The organism is Pseudomonas sp. FH1, assembly GCF_000510895.2.
Taxonomy (GTDB): Bacteria; Pseudomonadota; Gammaproteobacteria; order Pseudomonadales; family Pseudomonadaceae; genus Aquipseudomonas; species Aquipseudomonas azotoformans_A.
In genome coordinates, this window is the sequence record NZ_AOHM01000006.1 from 71580 (window position 1) to 86517 (window position 14938).

The 14938-nt window shown below is 62.7% G+C and carries 14 protein-coding genes; 5 read left to right on the forward strand and 9 right to left on the reverse strand.

The genetic code is table 11. From position 1 onward, the window contains the following. Positions 1 to 128: 128 nt before the first annotated feature. Together glsB and H096_RS03035 are read right to left on the reverse strand one after the other, a co-directional pair. Entirely contained in the window at positions 129 to 1037 is a 909-nt protein-coding gene (glsB, locus tag H096_RS03030; RefSeq protein ID WP_033896725.1) for a glutaminase B, read from the reverse strand. A gap of 159 nt (positions 1038 to 1196) precedes the next feature. Then, a complete protein-coding gene (locus tag H096_RS03035; protein ID WP_033896726.1) occupies positions 1197 to 1607 on the reverse strand; it encodes a hypothetical protein in 411 nt (136 codons plus the stop codon). A gap of 108 nt (positions 1608 to 1715) precedes the next feature. Between H096_RS03035 and H096_RS03040 the strand changes: the two genes are divergently transcribed. Continuing rightward, on the forward strand, positions 1716 to 2558 hold the full coding sequence (locus H096_RS03040) for a helix-turn-helix transcriptional regulator (protein ID WP_033896727.1): 843 nt from the start codon (positions 1716 to 1718) through the stop codon (positions 2556 to 2558). A 9-nt stretch (positions 2559 to 2567) separates the two neighbouring features. Here the strand turns inward: H096_RS03040 and H096_RS03045 are convergent, their stop codons facing one another. The 5 genes from H096_RS03045 to H096_RS03065 are packed head-to-tail and all read right to left on the reverse strand — an operon-like array spanning position 2568 to position 7667. After that, on the reverse strand, positions 2568 to 3356 hold the full coding sequence (locus H096_RS03045) for an ABC transporter ATP-binding protein (RefSeq protein ID WP_033896728.1): 789 nt from the start codon (positions 3354 to 3356) through the stop codon (positions 2568 to 2570). Then, entirely contained in the window at positions 3350 to 4339 is a 990-nt protein-coding gene (locus tag H096_RS03050) for an ABC transporter permease subunit (protein WP_033896729.1), read from the reverse strand. The genes H096_RS03045 and H096_RS03050 overlap by 7 nt, the downstream gene beginning before the upstream one ends. Further along, positions 4326 to 5384 (reverse strand): ABC transporter substrate-binding protein, encoded by a 1059-nt coding sequence (locus H096_RS03055; RefSeq protein WP_033896731.1) that lies wholly within the window; start codon positions 5382 to 5384, stop codon positions 4326 to 4328. Before H096_RS03055 ends, H096_RS03050 begins: the two co-directional genes overlap by 14 nt. Continuing rightward, positions 5377 to 6732, reverse strand: a complete 1356-nt coding sequence (locus H096_RS03060) for an LLM class flavin-dependent oxidoreductase (RefSeq protein WP_033896733.1) — start codon at positions 6730 to 6732, stop codon at positions 5377 to 5379. The genes H096_RS03055 and H096_RS03060 overlap by 8 nt, the downstream gene beginning before the upstream one ends. Then, positions 6729 to 7667 (reverse strand): aliphatic sulfonate ABC transporter substrate-binding protein, encoded by a 939-nt coding sequence (locus H096_RS03065; RefSeq protein ID WP_033896734.1) that lies wholly within the window; start codon positions 7665 to 7667, stop codon positions 6729 to 6731. The genes H096_RS03060 and H096_RS03065 overlap by 4 nt, the downstream gene beginning before the upstream one ends. A 245-nt stretch (positions 7668 to 7912) precedes the next feature. On the opposite strand from H096_RS03065, the gene H096_RS03070 reads away from it, so the two are divergent. Together H096_RS03070 and H096_RS03075 are read left to right on the forward strand one after the other, a co-directional pair. Then, positions 7913 to 8857, forward strand: coding sequence for an aliphatic sulfonate ABC transporter substrate-binding protein (locus H096_RS03070; protein ID WP_033896735.1), 945 nt, complete (start codon positions 7913 to 7915; stop codon positions 8855 to 8857). Between the two features lie 72 nt (positions 8858 to 8929). Beyond that, the gene (locus tag H096_RS03075) at positions 8930 to 9925 is read left to right on the forward strand and encodes a helix-turn-helix domain-containing protein (protein ID WP_033896736.1); all 996 of its coding nucleotides are present in this window, start codon (positions 8930 to 8932) and stop codon (positions 9923 to 9925) included. A 210-nt stretch (positions 9926 to 10135) separates the two neighbouring features. Here H096_RS03075 and H096_RS03080 read toward each other — a convergent pair whose 3' ends face one another. Both H096_RS03080 and H096_RS03085 read right to left on the reverse strand, forming a co-directional pair. Next, the gene (locus H096_RS03080; RefSeq protein WP_033896738.1) at positions 10136 to 11554 is read right to left on the reverse strand and encodes a mechanosensitive ion channel family protein; all 1419 of its coding nucleotides are present in this window, start codon (positions 11552 to 11554) and stop codon (positions 10136 to 10138) included. Beyond that, positions 11554 to 12483: a LysR family transcriptional regulator gene (locus H096_RS03085; RefSeq protein WP_033896739.1), complete on the reverse strand. Its 930-nt coding sequence runs from the start codon at positions 12481 to 12483 to the stop codon at positions 11554 to 11556. Before H096_RS03085 ends, H096_RS03080 begins: the two co-directional genes overlap by 1 nt. Before the next feature lie 220 nt (positions 12484 to 12703). On the opposite strand from H096_RS03085, the gene H096_RS03090 reads away from it, so the two are divergent. Then, positions 12704 to 14242, forward strand: a complete 1539-nt coding sequence (locus tag H096_RS03090) for a PAS domain-containing sensor histidine kinase (RefSeq protein ID WP_082461377.1) — start codon at positions 12704 to 12706, stop codon at positions 14240 to 14242. After that, entirely contained in the window at positions 14239 to 14910 is a 672-nt protein-coding gene (locus H096_RS03095) for a response regulator transcription factor (protein ID WP_033896740.1), read from the forward strand. The genes H096_RS03090 and H096_RS03095 overlap by 4 nt, the downstream gene beginning before the upstream one ends. Positions 14911 to 14938 lie beyond the last annotated feature (28 nt).

Here is a 14938-nt window from a genome sequence, read left to right on the forward strand (position 1 = left end):
GCGGATCAATGGCGGTTAGCATAGATCACCTCTAGCGTCGAACGCAGACCCGACTTCACCTCAATGTGTGTCCCGTGTCCTCACTCCCACCGTGCGACCCGGTGTTTACGCTCTTCCCATTCGATCTCTCAAAACACCGACCACCCAATCCGCTCACTCAACAACTCCAACGCCTTCATCCCCGCCAGCGAATTCCCCGCCGCGTTCAACTCCGGCGACCACACGCACACTGTGAACTGCCCCGGCACCACTGCGACAATCCCGCCGCCTACCCCGCTCTTGCCGGGCAACCCGACGCGATAGGCAAAATTGCCCGCCTCGTCATACAGCCCGCTGGTGGCCATGATCGAGTTGACCTGCTTGGTCTGGCGCGCCGTCAAAATCTGCTCGCCGCTGTGGGCGCTTATGCCCTCGTTGGCGAGGAAGCTGAATGCGCGGGCCAAGTCCAGGCAGCTCATCTGCAACGCGCAGTAGTTGAAGTAGCTGTGCAGCACCGCGTCCACGTCATTGTGGAAGTTGCCGAACGATTTCATCAGATAGGCCATGGCCGCGTTACGCGCACCGTGTTGCGCTTCGGACTCGGCGACGATGCTATTGACCAAGATTTGCGGGTTACCCGACAGGCGCCGCACAAAGTCGCGCATCGATAAGATCGGCACGGCAAAGCGCGACTGGTTGATGTCGCAGATCACCAGCGCACCGGCATTGATGAACGGGTTACGCGGGCGGCCGCGCTCGAATTCCAGCTGCACCATGGAGTTAAATGGCTGTCCGGAAGGCTCATGCCCCAGGCGCTCCCAGATGGTTTCACCGCCGTGGTCGATGGCTTGCACCAGGCTGAACACCTTGGAAATGCTCTGTACCGAGAACAAGGTGTCGGCGTCCCCGGCGCAGTAGGCTGTGCCATCGTTGCCGTAAACGGCGATGCCCAGTTGGTTGGCCGGCACGTCGGCCAGCGCGGGGATGTAGTCGGCAACCTTGCCGAGGCCGATCAGGGGGCGCACTTCGTCGAGGATCGAGGAGAGCATCGCCTGCATGTCTTGTCCGGTCATTTGTCTTTGAATCGGTGGAAAACGAGGCGCGGAGGATACCTGAAACACCCAGGTCAGGTGGCGTACTACAGAACGTGCAGCCTCCCCCGCCCGCCCCCTGTGGCGAGCGGGAACCTCCTTGTCACAGCACGACCTTGCGGGCGTTCAAAAGTGCGCCACATCCGACACCCGCTCATCCAGCACATCCCGCGCCAGCGCCCAGGCCTGGTCCTTGGATTCCACCACCAGCAGCGGATAGCCCCAGGCCTTGCCGAACATCACGGCAAACGGTTTGAGCGCCAGGCGCTGTGCAGCGCTGGGTTCCACCTGGATCATGCCTCGGACGTAGGTGCGCAGCGCCTGCTTGTTTTTCTTCATCCAGATCGAGGCTTGCTTGCGCTCTTCGTGGGAGTGTTCGTGGTTGTTTTCGTCCACGGATTTTTCATGCAGCAGCAGGAAGGGTTGCTGGCGGGCCAGCAGGTTTTCGAAGACCAGGAAGGCATCCTCCTGCCCGCCCTCGTTGGGCGCGTCGAAAACGATTTTCACCACCGGGAATGTTGTGCTGTCGAGTCGCATGGCAGAGCTCCTTGTTGAGAATGGCTCTCACTTTAACGATCCACCCACTGGACGGCATTGCACAGAATAGCCAGACTGTTTCGCAATTCAGCCAACCTGCGATCCCGTATGAAACACCATCGCCTTGAAATGCATGACCGCTCGATGGTCAAGGATGCAGATCTATTCCCCCGCGCGGTGGTGGCCGTGGGCGCCACCAGCACGTCTGACACCTGGGAGCATGCGCAACACGCGCACCGCAAGGGCCAGTTGCTGTACACCCTGCGCGGGGTCATCCATTGCGAGATCGAGGCGGGTATCTGGATCGTGCCACCGCAATGCGCACTGTGGATTCCCGGCGGTACGTCCCATGCGGCACGCGGGTCTGGCGAAGCGGAAGTCTATTGCCTGTTGATCGATCCCGACGCCGCCTGCGCCCTGGCCCCGCAATGCTGCACCCTGGCCGTGTCAGGGCTGTTGCATGAGCTGATCAGCAAGGCGGTGAGTTTCCCGCTGCTCTACGACGAAAGCGGCGCCCAGGGCCGCTTGATCAACACCTTGCTGGATGAGTTGGCCGCTGCACCTGTCGAAGCCTTGCACTTGCCGATGCCACAAGACCCACGGTTGCGCCGACTGGCCGATAGCCTGCTGGCCGAACCGGCGGACAAGGCCACGCTCGGTCAATGGGCCGTGCGCATCGGCATGAGCGAGCGCAGCATGACGCGCCTGTTGCTGGAGGAACTGGGGCTGAGTTTTGGCCGCTGGCGCCGGCAGTTGCATGTGATCTTGTCACTGCAACGGCTGGCCAAAGGTGAGAGTGTGCAGCGCGTGGCCCTGGACTTGGGCTATGAGAACGCCAGCGGCTTTATCACCATGTTCCGCAAGACGATGGGCCAGCCGCCGGCGCGTTACCTGGCAGACCGTGCCGGGGCCTTGAACGCCCTTGCGCCGGCGACGATTGCGCTCAACTGAGCCGGCGCGTTACCAGTTTTCGCCCAGCCCCAACAAGCCCAGGATCTGCCGCCGCAAGTCCACCAGATATGGATCATCTCGGTGCCGAGGATACGGCCGTTCGATGGTCAACTGCGCCTGGATTTTCGCCGGACGGTCGCTGAACACGATCACCCGGTTGGCCAGCAGCAAGGCTTCTTCCACATCATGGGTCACCAGCAGCGCCGTGTAGCCCTGGCGTTGCCACAGGTCGATCAGCTCTTTTTGCATGGTGATGCGGGTCAGTGAGTCGAGCTTGCCTAAAGGCTCATCCAGGATCAGCAGGCGCGGTTGATTGACCAGTGCGCGAGCCAAGGCGACCCGTTGCGCCATGCCACCGGACAACTGCCGTGGATACGCGCGCGCGAACTGGCTAAGGCCGACTTTCTCCAAAGCTTCATCGACCTTGGCCGAATGGCTCTTGAGCAGGCCCTGGGCTTCCAGGCCGACGGCGACGTTGTCCCACACCCGGCGCCATGGGTAGAGCGTCGGGTCCTGGAACACCACCACACGGCTCGGGTCCGGGCCGGTGATGGCGTCACCGTCTGCCAGCAAGCGGCCGGAGTCCGCCGGTTCCAGGCCGGCCACCAGGCGCAGCAAGGTCGACTTGCCGCACCCCGAAGGCCCGAGCAAGGCCACGAACTCGCCGGGTGCCACGTCCAGCGAAACCCGCTCCAGCACCGGCAGATGCTGGCCGTCCAGGGCAAAGCCATGGCTGAGGTTTTCTATACGTAGCGCCAAACCTTCCGACGCCGATACTGCGTGTGCCAGGGCTACCATTTCATCGATCCTTTCTGCCAGGCCAATAACCGGTCACGCACCAGGAACAACCCGGTGATCAACCCCGAACAGGCGAGTGCCATGATCAGCAAGGCGGCGTACATATTCGCGTAGGCGGCCCAGCCCTGTGCCCATTGCAGGTACCAGCCGATGCCGGATTTGACGCCCATCATCTCCGCCACCACCAAGGTCGAAAACGAGGCGCCCAGGCCCATGAACAGGCCGACAAATACATGCGGCAAGGCAGCGGGAATCGCCACCTTGAAAATCAGGAAACCTTGCTTGGCGCCGAGGGTGCGGGCCACGTCGTAATAGGCTTTATCCACGCTCGCCACGCCCGACCAGGTGAGCACCGTGACCGGAAACCAGGTGGCCAGGGCGATCAGGAATACGCTGGCGCTCCAACTGCTCGGAAACAGGAAAAAGCACAGCGGCAACAACGCCGTCGACGGCACCGGGCCGAGGATGCGCAGTACCGGGTGCAGCCAGTAGCCAATGCGCGTGGACCACCCGATCGCCACGCCCGCAATGAACCCGGTGATAGCCCCCAGCGCCACGCCCGAACCCAGCAGCAACGCCGAGTGCAACAGACTGTCGGCCAGGCGTGCGTAGTCTTCGATATACACCGCCAGCAAGGCCTGGGGCGGCGCAAAAAACGGCACCGGCAACAACGCCAATTTGGCGGTGAGCAATTCCCAGATACCCAGCAGCACCGGCAGGGCAATCAGCCAGGGACCCGCGTTGCGCAGACGCAGGCCCAGCTTCGATAGCTTGCGCCCCAGCAGGCTCAATACGATGAACAGCGCTGCGATGCCCACACACAGATTGGCCAGGCCCTGGGTCATCGGCCAGTTGCGCGTCGCGTTGGGCCAGTAGCTGATCAGCAACGCGACAGCCAACCAGGCCCCGACCACTGCCACATCCTGCCACCCGATTTTGTAGACCAGGGCTGGCGCCAGAGTTGTTGCATCAGCTGAAGACATCGGCGGTGATCTCCTTGGCAAACTCCACCGGGTCGGTGCTCTTGCTGATCACTTCGACGGTTTTCAGGTCGGTCACGTAGGTGAGGATTTCCTGGGTCAGCGCCGCGCCCACCGCGTGATGGCCGTGGGTATGGTCGTGGAGGATCGCCTGCACTTCCTCTACCGACGTATTCAACGCATGGGCCTGGAAGCCTTTGGCGACTTCTTCGGGGTGCTGCACGGAATAGTCGTGGGCTTCCAGAATCGCTTGGGTCAGCGCCGCAACCACGCGTTTGTCTTCGCGTACCAATTTGCCGGTGACGCCGACCACGCAGCAGCTGAGGTTGGCGTATTCCTCCACCAGGTTGGTGGACAGTTCACGGGCCACGCCGGATTTGATCAGGCGATACATGAACGGGTCACTGCCACTCACCGCCTGCACTTCGCCGCGCTCCAGGGCCGTGCCGAGCAGGTCGGCCGGGTACAGGCGCCACTCCACGTCGCGCACCGGGTCCACGCCGTGTTTTTTCAGCAGGATCGAGAAGAAATTGCGGTCCGGGCTGGCCATGTCGGTCACGCCGATGGCCTTGCCCTTGAGGTCTTCCAGCTTGGTCACGCCGCCATTCGCCGCACTGAGCAAACGCAGGCAACCACCATGGGTGCCCGCCGTGAGTTTTACGTCAAAACCCTGCTCCAGGGCCTTGAGCCAACGCAGCGCCATGCCCACACCCGCGTCGGCTTTACCGGTGGCGATGGCCTCCAGCAGCACCTCGGTGGAGTTGCCGAAGTTGACCAACTCCACGTCCAGATTGTGCTTGGTAAAAAAGCCCTGGCCGTGGGCGATTACTACGGGTGCCAGGCACACGGCGTTGAGGTTGACTGCCAGTTTCAACTTGCGTGGCGCGTCGAGGCGGATGAACTCACCGGTGCCGGGGGGTTCCTGTGAAGTGTTATGGCCAGCGTGTTCGTCAGCGGTGAACCCCAGGCGTGGCAGCGACAGGCTGGCCAGGGTGATACCGGCCAGGCCGAGCAGGCGGCGACGGGTTAAATGATCGAAATCAGCCATGCGAAATATCCTTTTTATCAATTCTGTTGTTGAGATCAGCCAATCCCAAATGCTCGCGCAACGTCGCCCCTTCGTACGCCGTGCGAAACAATCCCTTGCGCTGCAAATGCGGAATCACGCTCTCGACAAACTCGGTGAACGAGCCCGGCAGGTACCCCGGTGAAATCACAAACCCATCGCATCCACCCTGCTCAAACAGCTCGGCCAATTGATCGGCTACCTGTGCCCCCGTGCCCACCAGCTGCGGCACGCGCACGCTGCTGGCGAAGATGCGCCCGAGTTGTTCCAGGGTGGTGTCCGGGCCCTGCATCAACAGCTTCTCGGCGGCAGCCGGGTGGATCAGCGGCGACTGGGCGATCTCAGCCAGCGTCGCCGAAAGCGGGAATGGCGACAGGTCCACATTCAACTGTGAAGCCAATGTCACCAGCCCCAACTCAGGCCGCGCCAAAGCGTTGTGCTTGTCGCGCTTGGCCCGGGCCTCGGCCTCGCTGCCCCCAATGAACGGCATCACCGCCGTCAGCACCTTGCAGCTGTCAGCCTCACGGCCTTGCTGCACCACCTGCGCACGCACGTCATCGCGAAACGCACGCATCGCCACCAAATGCGGGTGAATGGTGAAAATCGCCTCGGCCCACCGCGCACCGAAGCGCCGGCCCCGACCGGACGAACCGGCCTGGATCAGCACCGGCCGGCCCTGGGGCGTGCGCGGAATATTCAGCGGGCCTTCAACCCGGAACCACTCGCCCTGATGCTGCACCGAACGGATCAACGCGGGGTCCGCCAGCACGCCACTTTCGCGATCCAGCTTCAATGCGTCCTTGCCCCAGCTGTTCCAGAGTTTGAGCGCCACTTCGACAAACTCATCGGCGCGGTCATAACGCAGGTCGTGTTCCAGGTGCTTGTCCTTGCCGAACAGGCGCCCTTCGCTGTCGTTCATCGAGGTGACGATATTCCACGCCGCACGGCCCTTGGACAGATGGTCGAGGGTGGCGAATTCACGGGCGATGTGCGCCGGTTCGTAGTAGGTGGTGGAACGGGTCGCACCGAGCCCCAGCTTGGAGGTCTTGCCGACCAGGTAAGAGAGGATCGGCAACGGGTCCAGCCGCGTGGCGTCCTGGGCGCCGTAGCGCAGGGCGAACTCGCGGGAACCGCCCATCTGGTCGCCCACGGCCAGGCGATCGGCGAAGAACAGGAAGTCGAACAACCCCTCCTCCACCACCTTGGCCACCCGTGCGTAGTACTCGGGGTCGAGGTAATTGCCGACGGTTTCCGGATGGCGCCACACCGCGTGACTGTGCACCACCGGCCCACTCAACAGGAACGCGGATAAATGGATCTGGCGGCTCATGGTTTTGGCGTCCACACAGTGATTGCGCTGACCTTCAACGGCTTGGGAATCAGCTTGGCGGCGTAGTAGGTGTCGGCGATGCGCTGTTGCTCGGCGAGGTTGTCCAGCTTGACCGGGATGATGTCGTAGCTGCGGCGGCTATTGGCGCGCTCCACCGTAGCCGGGGCGATGTTGCCCCACAGCGGGCCGAGGATTTCGGCAGCTTCCTTGGGGTGGGCCTTCACCCATTGGCCGGTCTCGCGCAGGGTGTCGAAGGTCACCTGCAACACGTCCGGATGAGCCTTGGCGAATTTCGTCGTAGCCAGGTAGAAGCGGTTGTAGTCGGCCAGGCCGTCCCTGCCGTCGGCAATCACACGTACGTGATGGTCCAGTTGCTGGGTGGCGAGGAACGGGTCCCAGATCACCCACGCGTCCACGCTGCCATTGGCGAAGGCGGCACCGCCGTCTGGGGCTTCCAGATAACGGGGGGTGATATCGGCCAGGGTCAGGCCGGCTTTTTTCAGGGCCGAGATCAGCAGATAGTTGCTGCCCGAGCCCTTGGACACGGCGACGGTCTTGCCCTTGAGGTCGGCGATGCTGTGGATCGACGATGTGTCCTGCACGATGATCGCCTGGGCACCGGGCGAGGAGTTTTCCTGGGCGTAGTAGGTCAACGGCGCGTCGGCGGCCTGGGTGAACAGTGCAAAGGCATCGGCCACATCGGCATGCAGGTCGACGCTGCCGGCGTTCAAGGAACTGAGCAAACCGGTGCTGAATTCATGCCAGTTCACGGTGAAACCCAGCGGTTTGAGGCGCTGTTCCAACTGGCCATTTTGCTTGAGCAGGATCCACAAGGTGGAAGAACGCTGGTAGCTGATGTCCAGGGTTTGCTCGGCTTGGGCCGCCGCCGCGGCAAACAGCAGACTGGCGGCAACGATAAGTTTCTTGAACGTCATGGAAGGCCTTGGCGTGAGAGAAATAGAAGGAGCTGCATATGCCAAAAAACCGCGTAAGGCCTGGCAGAAAAACTCATTCGATTATATTAACGACGAGAAATTATGAAAGAATCTTATAATTCTATGGTTATGCCCAATTCGTCGGTTCCAGGGAAAAGTGCCCTAAGCTAAGATCGAAAGAGTATTTAACGAATGGTTTTTAGAACTTTAAGCTCGACGCTATTTCGTTGAAGATCGAGCTCGCCATGTCCTTACGTCGTCCCCTCGCCGCAGTACTCGGTTTGCTGGCCTTTTCTGTCGCCGTGAGCGCCGAGGCCCAGGAAACCGTGCGCATCGGCTACCAGAAGTCCTCGACCCTGATTACTTTGCTGAAAACCCAGGGCACCCTGGAAAAAGCCCTCAAGGCCGACAATATCGATGTGAGCTGGCATGAGTTCCCCAGCGGCCTGCCACTGCTCGAAGCGCTCAACGTGGGCAACGTCGACATCAGTGCCGACGTGGCCGACACCGTACCGATCTTCGCCCTGGCCGCCCAGGCCAAACTCACCTACTTCGCCCAGGAAGCACCCTCGCCTTCAGCCCAGGCCATCGTGGTGCGCAAGGACTCGCCGATCCAGCAACTGGCGGACCTCAAAGGCAAGAAAATCGCCGTGACCAAGGCGGCGGGCACCCACTATTTGCTGATCGCGGCATTGGCCAAGGCGGGCCTGGAATTTTCGGATATCACACCGGCTTACCTGACACCCGCCGATGGTCGGGCGGCGTTCGAGAACAACAAGGTGGACGCCTGGGTCACCTGGGAACCTTTCCTCACCAGCGTGCAGCGCCAACTGCCGACGCGCACCCTGGCCGACGGCGCCGGCTTGGCCAGTTACAAGCGTTACTACCTGACCGGCACGCCTTACGCCAAGGCGCATCCTGAGGTGTTGAAGGTGGTGTATGAGCAGTTGGAAAAAGCCGGCCAGTGGGTGAAAACCAACCCGCAGGATGCGGCCAAGATACTCGGCCCGCTGTGGGGCAACCTGGATGTGGCTACCGTTGAAGCGGCCAATGCGCACCGCAGCTACCAAGTGCAACCGGTAACGCTCGACCAACTGGGCGAGCAGCAGAAAATCGCCGATGCGTTCTTCAAGGCAGGACTGCTGCCCAAGGCAGTGGATGCCAAGGATGTGCAGACCTGGAAGCCTTAACGGACTGAGCAGGGGAATCCGGTTAGGTGGTACAAAGGGCGACCCTGCCCTCGCCCCGGGAAATTGTCTTCCATGACCGCCATCGCCCCACTCGTTCAACCGCGTACCCTGGTGTTCCTGGCCTATCAGCAAATGGGCCTGCTCGACCTGACCGGTGCCCAGACCGTGTTCTGGGCCGCCACCAAGGCCATGGCCGAACGCGGCTTGCCGGGTTACGTGATGCACACCGCCAGCCTGGCTGGAGGCTTGATGCAGACCGCCGAAGGCTTGAGCGTAGACACGGTGGAACTCGGGCAATTGGCTGACACGCCCATCGACACCCTGATCGTGCCTGGCGCCCCGGCCATTCAACAGGCGATGGCGGCCAATACAGAACTGGTCGAATGGCTGCGCATCGCCTCGGCCAGCGCCGGGCGCACCGCCTCGGTGTGCAGCGGCACCTTCCTGCTGGCCATGGCCGGCTTGCTCGACGGCCGCCGCGCCGCCACCCACTGGGCCATGTGCGACATGCTCAAGCACGGCTTCCCGGCCATCGTGGTGGACATGGACGCGATCTTCATCCAACAGGACAATGTGTGGACCTCGGCCGGCGTGACGGCCGGGATCGACCTGGCATTGGCCTTGGTCGAGATCGACTGCGGCCGCGATGTGGCGTTGCAGGTGGCCCGCGAGCTGGTGGTGTTTCTCAAACGCCCCGGCGGGCAGGCGCAGTTCAGCCAACTGTTGCAGGCACAGACCGATGACAGCGCGGGTTTCGATGAACTGCACTTGTGGGTTGCCGACAATTTGCAGGACTCGGACCTGTCCGTGGAGCGTCTGGCGCACCAGGCGCAGATGAGCCCGCGCAACTTTGCGCGGGTCTACAAGCAACGCACCGGGCGCACACCGGCCAAGGCCATCGAGTTGTTCCGCATGGAAGCGGCGCGCCGCCTGCTGGAGGATTCCGACCGCAATATCGACCAGATCGCCCGGCTGTGTGGGTTCGGCGATGAGGAGCGCATGCGGTATACCTTTCACCGTCACCTGACGATTTCGCCACGGGAGTATCGGGAGCGGTTTTCCCGCTGATGCGCCCATGATTTTTTCGGCAGAACGGGCTTGTTCTGATGGGCGCGCTGTCGTGGCGAGCGGGCTTGCCCCGCGTTGGGCTGCGAAGCAGCCCCAATAAGATCACCGCATTGGTTCAGATAAACCGAGGCGCCTGGTTTTTAGGGCCGCTTCGCGCCCCAACGCGGGGCAAGCCCGCTCGCCACTAGAACCGTGCTCGCCACAGTGGGCTCAGTGTTTCTGGAGCCACCGCAGCAAACCAGTTTTCTTGACCGGCGCAGGTTTCTTCAGCACCACCGCCTCCCGGATGTCTTCGCGCTGATGCTGCAACCGATCCAATGCCATCAACAAATCACTGCTGTGCTGCAACTGCGCGCCCAGCAGTGATTTTTCGATGCGGAACAACCGCCCGCTGGTGAGGCTGCGAAATTGCCCACGGGAACGCCCGTCCGCCAAGATGCCCTCCTCACCCATCACTTCGCCGGGGCCCATGCGACCGGCTTCGACCACACGGTCACCATCATGGATGGCTACCGACACCACGCCCGTGGCGATGATCATCAGGCTATCGGCGACTTCATCGAAGGCCAACAGCACCTGATTGGCCTGGAAGTCCACGGGGGCCATGGCCTCGGCCAGGCGGTCGCGTTCCTCAAGGCTGAGGGCACGCATCACCCGGACTTCCTCCAGCAATTGCCGCTGGCGGCTCCAAGCCTTGGTGTTGGAGCCTTCACCCCAGGTCAGCCCAGCCGCTTCAAGGTGTCGATGGGCCAGGTCAAACATCAGGTTGCGCACGCCGCTGCGGGCCGAGCGTGAGGCGACGAAGCCCTTGAGTTCGTATTCGTTGAATTCCAGTTGCGAGCTCTTGATCGAGACTTTGGGCCCCGGCAGCAAGGCGTGAGTACCCTGCAAGGCTTTTTCCAAGGCCTCCAGTGCCAGGCGAGGCGCGATGCCGCTGGGCACCGCCAGGCTGACGCTGACGCCATGCGCCCCGCCCGGCCGGCTGTGGTTGAGGATCTTGGCCTTGGCCGCCAGGGAATTGGGCACCACAGCGGTGCTGCCCGCTTCCGTCTGCAAATGAGTAGAACGCCAATCGATGTCCAGCACCTTGCCCTCAACCCCATCGATGCTGACCCAATCATCGATCTGATAGGGCTTGGTGGTGTTGATCACGATGCCGCTGAACACGTCGCTCAACGTGCTTTGCAGCGCCAGGCCGAGGATGATCGCCATGGCGCCCGAGGTCGCCAACAGGCCCTTGACCGGCAGTTGCAGCACATAGGCCGCTGCGCCGACGATGGCGACCAGGAAGATCACCGCCCCCAGCACGTCATGCAGCAAGCGCGCGCTCTGCCCCACACGAGTGGTGAGGCCGTGGCCGAGGATCACGGTCAGGGTGCGTGCGGCGAACAACCACCAGCCGATGCCCAGCACGGTCGCCATCAGGTTGAGCACCGCGTCTTCCGGCCAAGGCGGTGGCTGCAAGGGGCTGATGCCGGCCGCCACCATGACCCAGCAAAACAGCGCGAACACCAGCACGCGCAACCCGCTGCGCAAGGTACGTCGCGCCGGGCCAAGGCCTTGCCACAACACCAGGTCCAGCAGGATCAGCACGCCGCCGAGCAGCAAGGGATGAGTAGAGAGGTTCATCAACTGGCCACCGCGAGCACCACCGGCTCGCCCAGGAACACGCTGCAGCGCGACCGCAACCAGCGCTCTCCCGGATCGTTATGGGTGGTGCCGCGCCACACCAGCGCCAGTTCCTGTTCGGGCAGCTCCAGCGGCGCACACTGCGCGCGAAGCCCACCGACTCCGGCCATGGCGTGCGCCACATAGTCGGGCACGATGGCGAGCATGTCGCTGTCGGCGAGCAGCACCGGTAACGCGCTGAACTGCGGCACAGTAAGCACCACTTTGCGCTGGCGCCCGATCAGGCCCAGCGCGCGGTCGGAGTCATCGATCACATTGCCCATGGACGACACGACCGCGTGGGGCCGCTGGCAGAACTCGTCCAGTCCCACTTCCCCTGGCCGGTGATCGGCGCGCAGCAGCATCGGGCGCATCGGCCGCAGGCTTTTGCGGCGTGCATTGGCCGGCAGTTCCTGGGTGTGGCTGATGCCCAGGGAGATCTCACCACTGGTGAGCAGTTGCGACATCTGCCAGTGATCGGCGCGGCGCACCACCAGGGTCATGTTGGGTGCCTCGATACGCAGGCGCCGCAACAGGCTGGGCAGCAAGGCGTATTCCACGTCGTCGGACAGGCCGATATGAAAAGTGGCCTCGCTGGTCGCCGGGTTGAACGCCTGGCAGCGACTCAGCGCCGCCGCAATGCTGTCCAGCGCCGGGCCGAGATTGCTGAAGATTTCCTCGGCACGGGACGTGGGTTGCATCAGCCGCCCAGCGCGAATGAACAGCGGGTCATCGAACATCAACCGCAAGCGGCCAAGGGCACTGCTGATGGTCGGCTGGCCGAGGAACAATTTCTCGCCGACCCGGCTGACATTGCGCTCATGCATCATCGACTCGAACACCACCAGCAGATTGATGTCAGCACGACGCAGGTCATTTCTGTTCATCATGTTAGCCACCCGGCCGCAGGGCCTTGGAGAGGAGTGAGAGGCCTCAGGTTATGGCGGCTCGGGCCGGGCGTCTCTCCTACCTGGGGTCAGCGCGCTCATACCTGGGTATAGGGCTTGGCAGGATTTCAGGGTTTTGTGTCCTACTCGGTGAGAACGGATGCTTTTAAAGTGAGTGACCCCTGCTCCACCCTCGATAACACCAATGGAGTGCCCGAACGCCATGAAAATTACCGTTCCCGCGAGCGCGCGCCGCGAACAGTCGTGGTTGACCGGCCTCTGGGACCGGCTGGTATTCACCCCCCGACAGACCCACGCACGCGCCGCGTTCGGCATCAGCCCGACCCCGGCGATCAACGCCCTGGGCTGGGTGGTCGGGCTGGTCGTGGCCTGCGGCATCTTCGTGATCAATTCCGAAACCCATACCGACTGGGCGCCGACGCTGCTGTACATCACGCTGCTGTTGATGGCGGCCAACCTGTTTTCGATCAATGTGGTGATTGGCGTCGCGCTGTTTTCCATCGCGCTGCTCACTGCGCTGTTTCTCTACAACGGCAACTATGAGCGCTGGGAATCGATCACCGGGTTCTTCCGCTGCCTCACGGCACTCTCCGCCATCACTTTTCTTGCCCTGCGCAGCAAGTACGCAGCGGACAGCCTGCGGCACAACGAGGCCTACCTAGTGGGCGCCCAGCGCTTGAGCCAGACCGGCAGCGTGAGTTTTCGTGGCGACAGCGATGCCATGTCGTGGTCCGAGGAATTGGCGCGGATCTTCGAATACCCACACCAACAGACGCCCACGGCAGCAATGGTGCTGGAGCGCACCCATCCCGACGACCGTCACCTGGCCCGCGAGGTCTTCGCCAAGGCCCTGAACCGCGAGCCGCTGATCGAGGTCAAGCACCGCCTGCTGATGCCAGACGGGCGCATCAAGCATATCCATATGATCGCCAGCCCCGTCGAGACCCGTGGGCATTTCGAATACCTGGGCGCGGTGAAGGACGTCACCGCCGACAAGCTCGCCGAAGAGGCGTTGTTCCATGCGCAGAGCCAACTGGCCCACGTCACCCGCATCACCTCCCTGGGTGAATTGGCCGCCTCGATTGCCCATGAAGTGAACCAGCCGCTGACCGCCATCACCAGCAGTGGCGAAGCCTGTCGGCGCTGGCTCGACCGCGTCGAACCCGACCTCAATGAAGCCCGCCAGTCTCTGGACCGCATCGTCTCCAGCGCCTGCCGCGCCAGTGAGGTGATCAGCCGCATTCGCGCGCTGTCACGCAAGTGCGACCCGCTACGCAAACCCGAGTCGCTGGACGCCATCGTCAACGAAACCCTGGGCCTGGTGCAGCACGAACTGTCGCGCCATAAAGTGCGCAGCCGCGTGGAACTGGGCGTGCTCGACGCACAGATCAACGCCGACCGCGTGCAGCTGCAACAGGTGTTGATCAACTTGATCATCAATGCCTGCCACGCCATGGAAACCGTCGCCCCGCGCCAGCGCCTACTGCGGGTGCGCACCTGGGTAGACGGCGACAAAGTCCTGCTTGAAGTGGCCGACCAGGGCATCGGCATTGACCCCAAGGACCTGCCCACTTTGTTCCAACCCTTCTTCACCACCAAGCCCGACGGCCTGGGCATGGGCCTGTCGATCTGCCGTTCGATCATCGACTTCCACGGCGGCCGCCTCTGGGCCGCCAGCACGCCCGGCGAGGGCACCGCATTCACCTGCTCACTGCCACTGTTGGCCAAGAAGACCCCATGAACGACCTTCACCCGATGAACCGCGTGATCAGCCAGGAACCCTGGGTGTATATCGTCGATGATGATCGCCCGCTGCGCGAATCCCTCGGCAGCCTGTTGCGCTCGGTGGGCCTGCAGGTCCAGCTGTTTGGTTCGGCGGCCGAGTTCATGCACTTTCCACGCCCCGACCTGCCCAGTTGCCTGGTGCTCGACGTACGCCTGCAAGGCACCAGCGGCCTGGATTTTCAGAATGAATTGGTGGCGACGCGGATCAATCTGCCCATCGTGTTCATGACCGGCCACGGCGACATCGCCATGACCGTGCGCGCGATGAAAGCCGGTGCCGTGGACTTCCTGGCCAAGCCGTTCCGCGAGCAGGACCTGATCGACGCGGTGTGCGCCGCCCACGCCAAGGACAAGGCGCGGCGTGAGGCCGAGCGTGATGATGATGCGTTGCGCAGCCGCTACGCCACCCTCACCCCCCGCGAGCAAACGGTGATGGCGCTGGCGGTTTCCGGCCTGATGAACAAGCAGATTGCCGGCGAGATCGGCCTGAGTGAAATCACCGTGAAGATCCATCGCGGCCAGGCGATGCGCAAGATGCTCGCCCGCTCTTTCGCTGATCTGGTACGTATGGCCCAGGCCCTCGGCATCCCGGTCAAGCAACAGTCTGGGTATACGCACGTATAGTATGTTGCCGGTGTGGACGGCGTATCGT

What these genes read in the sequence shown, in the direction of transcription:
- glsB (WP_033896725.1), bottom strand. Translation starts at nt 1,037, where the DNA reads ATGCAGGCGATGCTCTCCTCGATCCTCGACGAAGTGCGCCCCCTGATC.
- H096_RS03035 (WP_033896726.1), bottom strand. Translation starts at nt 1,607, where the DNA reads ATGCGACTCGACAGCACAACATTCCCGGTGGTGAAAATCGTTTTCGAC.
- H096_RS03040 (WP_033896727.1), top strand. Translation starts at nt 1,716, where the DNA reads ATGAAACACCATCGCCTTGAAATGCATGACCGCTCGATGGTCAAGGAT.
- H096_RS03045 (WP_033896728.1), bottom strand. Translation starts at nt 3,356, where the DNA reads ATGGTAGCCCTGGCACACGCAGTATCGGCGTCGGAAGGTTTGGCGCTA.
- H096_RS03050 (WP_033896729.1), bottom strand. Translation starts at nt 4,339, where the DNA reads ATGTCTTCAGCTGATGCAACAACTCTGGCGCCAGCCCTGGTCTACAAA.
- H096_RS03055 (WP_033896731.1), bottom strand. Translation starts at nt 5,384, where the DNA reads ATGGCTGATTTCGATCATTTAACCCGTCGCCGCCTGCTCGGCCTGGCC.
- H096_RS03060 (WP_033896733.1), bottom strand. Translation starts at nt 6,732, where the DNA reads ATGAGCCGCCAGATCCATTTATCCGCGTTCCTGTTGAGTGGGCCGGTG.
- H096_RS03065 (WP_033896734.1), bottom strand. Translation starts at nt 7,667, where the DNA reads ATGACGTTCAAGAAACTTATCGTTGCCGCCAGTCTGCTGTTTGCCGCG.
- H096_RS03070 (WP_033896735.1), top strand. Translation starts at nt 7,913, where the DNA reads ATGTCCTTACGTCGTCCCCTCGCCGCAGTACTCGGTTTGCTGGCCTTT.
- H096_RS03075 (WP_033896736.1), top strand. Translation starts at nt 8,930, where the DNA reads ATGACCGCCATCGCCCCACTCGTTCAACCGCGTACCCTGGTGTTCCTG.
- H096_RS03080 (WP_033896738.1), bottom strand. Translation starts at nt 11,554, where the DNA reads ATGAACCTCTCTACTCATCCCTTGCTGCTCGGCGGCGTGCTGATCCTG.
- H096_RS03085 (WP_033896739.1), bottom strand. Translation starts at nt 12,483, where the DNA reads ATGATGAACAGAAATGACCTGCGTCGTGCTGACATCAATCTGCTGGTG.
- H096_RS03090 (WP_082461377.1), top strand. Translation starts at nt 12,704, where the DNA reads ATGAAAATTACCGTTCCCGCGAGCGCGCGCCGCGAACAGTCGTGGTTG.
- H096_RS03095 (WP_033896740.1), top strand. Translation starts at nt 14,239, where the DNA reads ATGAACGACCTTCACCCGATGAACCGCGTGATCAGCCAGGAACCCTGG.